Consider the following 7,716-nt stretch of genomic DNA (forward strand, 5'->3'; position numbering starts at 1 on the left):
CTGATCGGCATTAAGCCGATAGGCTCCGTTCTTTTAATACCGCAAAGGAAGGCTTACAGCTTGATCACAACACGGCCAGTGATTTGACCATTGGTGATGGCTTCTGCTGCGTCTGGCACTTCTTCCAGCGAGATTTCGCGACAGCCGTTATTGTAGTAGCTCGTTGGCAGCAACTCAGAGATACGTTGCCACGCTTTCTGGCGACGCTCGAAAGGCGCGTACACAGAATCGACACCCAGCAGTTTCACGCCGCGGAGGATAAATGGCATGACTGTGGTTGGCAGATCGAAGCCGCCCGCCAGCCCACATGCTGCGACTGCGCCGTCGTAATCAACCTGCGCCAGCACTTTTGCCAGCATCTTGCTGCCAACGGTATCTACCGCGCCAGCCCAAATTTGTTTTTCCAATGGGCGAGCAGGTTCTTCAAATTCGCTACGCTCTACCACGCGCGACGCGCCCAGCGATTTCAGCCATTCACCGTTCTCGCTTGAACGGCCTGTTACCGCAACGACTTGGTAACCCAGTTCAGACAGCAGCGTGACCGCCACTGAACCGACACCGCCACTTGCGCCTGTCACCAGGATTTCACCTTTCTCTGGTGTGATGCCAGCATCTTGCAATGCCTGTACACAAAGCATGGCTGTCAAACCCGCAGTACCGATTTTCATTGCCTGATCGCCAGAGAGCTTTTCTGGCAGTGGAACCAACCAGTCAGCTTTGAGGCGCGCTTTTTGTGCCATGCCACCCCAATGGGTTTCACCGACGCCCCATCCAGTCAGTACCACTTTCTGTCCGGCGGTAAAACGTGAATCTGAAGATTCTGCCACTGTCCCTGTTAGGTCGATACCTGGCACCATTGGGAACTCACGACAGATCTTGCCTTTGCCCGTAATAGCCAGACCATCTTTGTAGTTCAGTGAGGAGTAATCCACGTCGATCAGCACATCGCCTTGTGGCAGTCGGCTAACGTCGAGTTCTTGAATGCTTGAAGTGGTGATTTTGTCAGCTTGGTCCAGTACCAGTGCTTTGAACATGGGATGTCCTCCGGAAAGGGGAATAAACGTATGAAATACAGTGTAGAACCAAAGTGGTCATGAAAATAATGAAACTAAATCATGATTAATATGCATTATGCGCATAGCTCTATAGCAATGCTTCGCTACAAATAACAAAGCCGGGTATTAAACCCGGCTTTGATGACGACACGTTTTTGTTTAAACGCGCTCAAACACCGTAGCAATACCCTGGCCTAATCCGATACACATGGTGGCAAGGCCCAGCTCGACATCATTGTGCTCCATCAGGTTGATAAGCGTAGTAGAGATGCGTGCGCCTGAACAACCAAGAGGGTGACCCAGTGCGATCGCGCCACCGTTGAGGTTCACTTTTTCGTCGACTTTATCCAGCAAGCCCAGATCTTTTGCACAAGGCAGTGACTGCGCAGCGAAGGCTTCGTTAAGCTCAATCATGCCGATGTCATCAATGCTGACACCTGCACGCTTCAGCGCTTTTTGTGTTGCCGGTACAGGACCATAACCCATGATAGAGGGATCGCAGCCTGCTACAGCCATCGAACGCACGCGAGCACGAATAGGCAGACCGAGCGCTTTGGCTTTGTCTTCGCTCATCACCAGCATGGCTGCAGCACCGTCAGACAACGCGGAAGATGTACCTGCGGTTACCGTACCATTGGCTGGGTCGAACACAGGACGCAGACCTGAAAGGGTTTCCACTGTGGTTTCCGGACGGATAACTTCATCGTTTTCCATCAGGAACAGTCCGCCTTTCTCATCATGGGCTTCGGTAGGCATGATTTCGTTCTTAAAGCGGCCTTCCACGGTGGCAGCATACGCGCGCTGGTGGGAGCGGGCAGCAAAGGCATCTTGCTGCTCACGGCTGATACCATGAATGCGACCCAACATCTCTGCGGTCAGACCCATCATGCCGGCGGCTTTTGCCACAGACTTGGAAAGACCCGGGTGGAAGTCGACACCGTGAGTCATAGGAACATGACCCATGTGCTCAACACCACCAATCAGGCAGACATCAGCATCGCCCACTTGAATGGCACGCGCGGCATCATGCAGTGCCTGCATGGAAGAGCCACACAGACGGTTAACCGTAGTCGCGGCTACTGTATGTGGAATGCCTGCCAGTAGTGCTGCGTTACGGGCCACGTTGAAGCCTTGTTCCAGTGTTTGCTGCACACAGCCCCAGTAGATATCCTCGATTTCTGTTGGATCTAATTGTGGGTTACGTGCCAGCAGTGATGCCATCAGGTGCGCTGACAAATCTTCCGCACGGGTGTGGCGGAAAGCACCGCCTTTGGAGCGGCCCATCGGGGTTCGAATACAATCGACAATCACGACGTTTTTCATGTTGTTTTCCCTCTCAATTCCTTGTGGTTAGGCAGACTGTCGTTGGGCATCGAAATACCCTTCGCCTTTGGCAGCTTTGTCGCGAAGACCTTGTGGCACTTCATAAGCAGGGCCCAGGTTGGCCAGTTGGTCAGCCATAGCAACATAGTTTGCCAGTCCAATGGTATCCAGATAACGGAATACACCGCCTCGGAATGGAGGGAAGCCAAGGCCATAAACCAGCGCCATGTCTGCTTCCTGAGGAGTCGCGATAATGCCTTCTTCCAGACAACGCACCACTTCGTTGATCATCGGAACCATCATGCGGTTGATGATCTCTTCGTCGCTGTAATCGGTCGCCGAACCGAGTACTGATGACAGCAGGCCTGCGACATCAGCATCCACGTCTTTCTTCGGTTTGCCTTTGCGGTCGACCGAGTATTTGTAGAAACCGACGCCATTCTTCTGACCAAAGCGCTCGGACTCAAACATCACATCCACAGCATCGCGGTAGCTTTTCGCCATACGTTCTGGGAAGCCTTCTGCCATCACAGCCTGTGCATGGTGCGCAGTATCAATGCCTACGACATCAAGTAGGTAAGCAGGACCCATTGGCCAGCCGAATTTCTTCTCCATCACTTTGTCGACTTTGGTAAAGTCAGCACCGTCACGAAGCAGCATGCTGAAACCGGCAAAGTAGGGGAACAGCACGCGGTTTACAAAGAACCCTGGGCAGTCGTTGACGACCACTGGGCTTTTACCCATCTTGGCGGCGTAGGCCACTACGCGTGCCACGGTTTCTTCTGAGGTATCTTTACCGCGAATGACTTCTACCAATGGCATGCGGTGCACGGGGTTAAAGAAGTGCATGCCGCAGAAATTTTCTGGTCGCTTGAGCGATTTCGCCAACAGATCGATAGGAATCGTGGAGGTGTTGGAAGTCAGTACTGCACCTTCTGGTAGCAAGGCTTCCACTTCGCTCAGTACTGCCGCTTTCACTTTCGGGTTCTCTACCACGGCTTCAACAACCACGTCAGATTGCTCGATACCTGCGTAGTGAAGGCTAGGGGTGATTGAGGCAAGTACCTCTGCCATTTTCAAACCGTTAAGACGACCACGCTCCAATTGCTTGTTCAGCAGTTTGGAGGCTTCTTTCATGCCGGTTTCAAGCGAAGCCTGACTGATGTCTTTCATCAGTACCGGTACACCTTTGCTGGCTGACTGGTAAGCGATACCGCCACCCATGATGCCTGCACCCAGTACAGCGCCACGCTCAGTTGGCTTGCCTTCTTTAGCGGCTTTCTTGGCTTTGGATTTCAGGTACTGATCATTGAGGAAAATACCAACCAGTGCCTGAGTGACATCGTTCTTCGCCAATTTGACGAAGTGTTTGTTCTCAACCAGTAAAGCACTGTCACGATCGGAGCGTGACGCTTCTTCAATCGCCACAACGGCTGTCATAGGAGCTGGGTAGTGAGGACCTGCCACACGCGCCACCATGCCTTTGGCCATGGTGAAGCTCATGGTGGCTTCAATCTTGTTCAGTTGCAGTGGCGCTTTTTTCTGTGCGCGACGTGATTGCCAATCCAACTTGCCTTCAATGGCTTGCTTAGCAAGGGCAATCGCGGCATCACGCAGATCATCCGGTGCCGTCACGGCATCAACCAGACCGATTTTGAGTGCTGCATCTGCTTTGCTTTCTTTACCAGCGGTGATGAGCTCCATCGCGGTATCAGCACCCACCAGGCGAGGCATTCGCACGGTTCCGCCAAAGCCCGGCATGATGCCAAGTTTTGTTTCTGGCAGGCCGATGCGCGCGGTGGAATCAGCAATACGGAAATCAGTAGCAAGAATACACTCGCAGCCACCTCCCAGCGCGAAACCGGAAATGACGGAAACGGTAGGGAAAGGCAGATCTTCGAGTTTGTTGAAGATATCGTTCGCGTGCGTGACCCAATTTGAAAGCTCTTCCTCTGGCTTGGCAAACAGGCCGAGGAATTCAGTGATATCTGCGCCTACGACAAATGCTGGTTTGGCAGACGTCAGCAGCAGGGCTTTTACGTCGGACTTTTGCGAGAGAGCGTTAAGCGCCTCGTTGAGACTTTCCAGTGTCGCAAGGTCGAATTTGTTAACAGAGCCGGGTGCATCGAGGTTCAGCTCCGCGAGGCCATCTTCTAGATAGCGCACGGACAGGGTGTCACCTTGGTAAATCATGTTCTATCTCCGTATTGCCAGATCTTTGTCTGGTTTGGTTTACCTTTAGGTAGAGGGTAGTCGTTATAGTCAGCTTTAGTCTGAGCCGGGCTGAACAAAAAGGCAATAGAAATGTTAAACAGATGTTTGAAATTTGTGTTTAAACTATCTGTTTAAATCTTACGTTCTCACTATTTCAACGAGTTAGCGCTTTTGCTGTGTTACGATTTTCTTGTGTTAAAATCCCGCGCCTTTTCAACTTATGGTGACTCGCATGAATACCTCGCCTTATCTGATCCCGTTATCACCCGTGATATCGGAAGAAGAGATAAAGAAGAGCCGCTTTATTACCTATCTCGCCCACACGCCAGGCATCGAGAGTGCCAAAGCGTTTGTGGCAGAAATAAAAGCCAAGCATGCCGATGCACGCCATAACTGTTGGGCATTCGTTGCTGGGCGTCCTGAGGACTCGATGAGTTGGGGCTTCAGTGATGACGGAGAACCTTCCGGCACGGCCGGTAAACCTATACTTGCGCAGCTATCTGGCAGTGGTGTGGGTGAGATCACTGCGGTGGTGACACGCTACTATGGCGGTATCCGACTGGGAACAGGTGGACTGGTCAAAGCTTATGGTGGCGGTGTGCAACAGGCGCTACTGCAACTGGCAACGAAAGAGAAGGCGATTACGGTTCAGTTCACAATAAGCTGTGAATACCCTCACATTGCCTTGATCGAATCGATACTGGCTTCCCATAACGCGGTTCAGGTTAATACTGAATTCAGCCATAATGTGGAGATGACAGTGGAAGTGGATGCACGGAGTGCCGAACAGATCGCAGCGGAGATTTTTAATCGCTCCCGCGGTCAGGTTAGCGTGGCCGGGCTTGATAAAAATACATAATTCAGGCTCACCCCTGAATATAAGGATGAGCCGTCTAAGGCTATGCAATTTCGTTCAATTATCCGGATTGTCGGGCTTCTTCTTGCCCTTTTCAGTATCACCATGCTGGCGCCAGCCGTGGTGGCATTCATTTACCGCGATGGTGAAGGTTTCCCTTTTGTTCTCACTTTCTTCCTTCTTCTCGCGGGTGGTGGTCTTCTCTGGTTTCCTAACCGACGTTTCAGACATGAATTGAAAGCCCGTGATGGCTTTTTGATTGTGGTGCTGTTCTGGACGGTAATCGGCAGCGCAGGGTCCATTCCGTTCATGCTGTCAGAACAACCCAATATGTCGGTAACCGACGCCTTCTTTGAATCCTTCTCCGGTCTGACGACGACTGGGGCAACTGTGATGGTGGGGCTCGACAACCTGCCAAAAGCGGTACTGTTTTATCGCCAGCTTCTGCAATGGTTTGGGGGCATGGGTATCATTGTGCTCGCAGTCGCCATTCTGCCAGTGCTCGGTATCGGTGGTATGCAGCTTTATCGTGCTGAAATCCCGGGGCCGGTTAAAGACAGCAAGATGACACCGCGTATTGCAGAAACGGCGAAAGCGCTGTGGTACATCTATCTTGCGCTGACAGTTTCCTGCGCATCAGCTTACTGGCTGGCGGGGATGTCGGTGTTCGATGCTATCAGCCACAGTTTCTCGACGGTCGCTATCGGCGGATTCTCAACCCATGATGCAAGTATCGGCTATTTCAACAGCCCGGCGATTAACTTCATCACGGTGTTCTTTCTCTTTATCTCAGCGTGCAATTTCTCGCTACACTTTGCCGCTTTTGCCAGTGGCAAGCTACATCCCGGTTTCTATTTCAAAGACCCAGAGTTCCGTGCGTTTATCGTGATCCAGCTTATTCTGCTGGCGATTGTGTTTGGCATGTTGATTAACCATGGCACTTACGAGTCTGAGTTTGAGGCTTTTAACCAGGCCATCTTCCAGACCGTATCGATCTCCACGACAGCGGGTTATACCACGACGAGTTTTTCTGAGTGGCCATTATTCCTGCCGGTGCTTCTACTGTTTTCTTCTTTTATAGGTGGGTGTGCAGGCTCAACGGGCGGCGGTATGAAAGTGATCCGAATCCTACTGTTGTCACTACAAGGTTCTCGTGAACTGAAACGTTTGGTGCATCCAAGGGCGGTGTACACTATCAAAGTGGGCAACAAAGCATTGCCTCAACAGGTGGTGGATGCAGTTTGGGGATTCTTCTCGGCCTATGCGCTGGTATTTGTCATCTGTATGCTGGGGCTTATCGCTACGGGTATTGATGAGTTAACGGCGTTCTCTGCGGTTGCGGCAACCCTTAACAACCTCGGCCCTGGTTTGGGCGAGGTTGCAGTTCACTTTGGCGATATTAATAGTGGCGCGAAATGGGTACTGATTGTCTCCATGTTGTTCGGACGTCTCGAAGTGTTCACCTTACTGGTTCTTTTTACGCCGACCTTCTGGCGTAGCTGATAGCTTTTATAGGAATAATGATGAAAAAGGCGCTTTTACTTCACTCGAGTCGTGAAGGGCAGACAGTAAAGATTCTTCGTTCTATTGAAAGCGAATTGGCAGGTAACTACGAATGTGAGCTGGTGGACCTGCACGACATGCCTGAGGTGAATTGGGCGGAATATGACAAGGTACTGATTGGTGCGTCAATTCGGTATGGTCACCTGAATAAGAAGCTATACCGGTTTATCGAAAACAACCTCTCTGCGCTCAACGAAAAGAAAGCTGCCTTTTTCTGCGTGAATCTGACAGCACGCAAACCTGGTAAAGACACACCGGAAGGTAGTGTCTATATGAAGAAGTTCAGAAAACTGTCGTCTTGGCAGCCAGAACTGCAAGATGTGTTCGCCGGTGCGCTCTATTATCCCCGCTATAAGCTTTTCGATCGTGTCATGATTCAGTTCATCATGAAGATGACAGGCGGCGAAACTGACCCAACCAAAGAAGTTGAGTACACCAATTGGGATAGAGTGAAGGACTTTTCAGAGCGATTTCGTTCACTTTAATGCCGTTTTGGGCGAAAAGTAATCGAACGCACCGTTTTTCATAAAAAACCTCAAAAAAGCCCTTGCCAGATTTTCAGACCTCCCTATAATGCCGCCTCACCGACACGGAGAGCGGCTTCCACAGCGGAAACGCCAACTCAAATCGGTACGGCGAAGGCCTCAAAAATTGAGTTGAAATAAACGCTTGACGCGCTGTTTCGAATCAGTAAAATGGCCGCCC

The 7,716-nt window shown here is 51.2% G+C and carries 6 protein-coding genes; 3 read left to right on the forward strand and 3 right to left on the reverse strand.

The window, feature by feature from the left end; translation table 11 throughout:
- Nucleotides 1–53 precede the first annotated feature (53 nt).
- The 3 genes from RN22_RS20725 to fadB all read right to left on the reverse strand — a co-directional run bounded on the left by RN22_RS20725 (nt 54) and on the right by fadB (nt 4,571).
- Nucleotides 54–1,034, reverse strand: a complete 981-nt coding sequence (locus tag RN22_RS20725) for an MDR family oxidoreductase (RefSeq protein WP_046307326.1) — start codon at nt 1,032–1,034, stop codon at nt 54–56.
- 180 nt (nt 1,035–1,214) lie between these two features.
- Entirely contained in the window at nt 1,215–2,378 is a 1,164-nt protein-coding gene (fadA, locus tag RN22_RS20730; protein ID WP_046307328.1) for an acetyl-CoA C-acyltransferase FadA, read from the reverse strand.
- Between the two features lie 27 nt (nt 2,379–2,405).
- A complete protein-coding gene (fadB, locus tag RN22_RS20735) occupies nt 2,406–4,571 on the reverse strand; it encodes a fatty acid oxidation complex subunit alpha FadB (protein ID WP_046307330.1) in 2,166 nt (721 codons plus the stop codon).
- Between the two features lie 253 nt (nt 4,572–4,824).
- On the opposite strand from fadB, the gene RN22_RS20740 reads away from it, so the two are divergent.
- Genes RN22_RS20740 through hemG form a run of 3 tightly spaced genes read left to right on the forward strand, consistent with a single transcriptional unit; the run spans nt 4,825 to nt 7,496 of the window.
- Entirely contained in the window at nt 4,825–5,451 is a 627-nt protein-coding gene (locus RN22_RS20740) for a YigZ family protein (protein WP_046307333.1), read from the forward strand.
- Between the two features lie 42 nt (nt 5,452–5,493).
- Nucleotides 5,494–6,951, forward strand: coding sequence for a TrkH family potassium uptake protein (locus RN22_RS20745; protein ID WP_002540760.1), 1,458 nt, complete (start codon nt 5,494–5,496; stop codon nt 6,949–6,951).
- A 20-nt stretch (nt 6,952–6,971) separates the two neighbouring features.
- The gene (gene hemG, locus RN22_RS20750; protein ID WP_046307335.1) at nt 6,972–7,496 is read left to right on the forward strand and encodes a menaquinone-dependent protoporphyrinogen IX dehydrogenase; all 525 of its coding nucleotides are present in this window, start codon (nt 6,972–6,974) and stop codon (nt 7,494–7,496) included.
- Nucleotides 7,497–7,716: the final 220 nt, after the last annotated feature.

The organism is Grimontia sp. AD028, from assembly GCF_000973155.1.
Classification (GTDB): domain Bacteria; phylum Pseudomonadota; class Gammaproteobacteria; order Enterobacterales; family Vibrionaceae; genus Enterovibrio; species Enterovibrio indicus.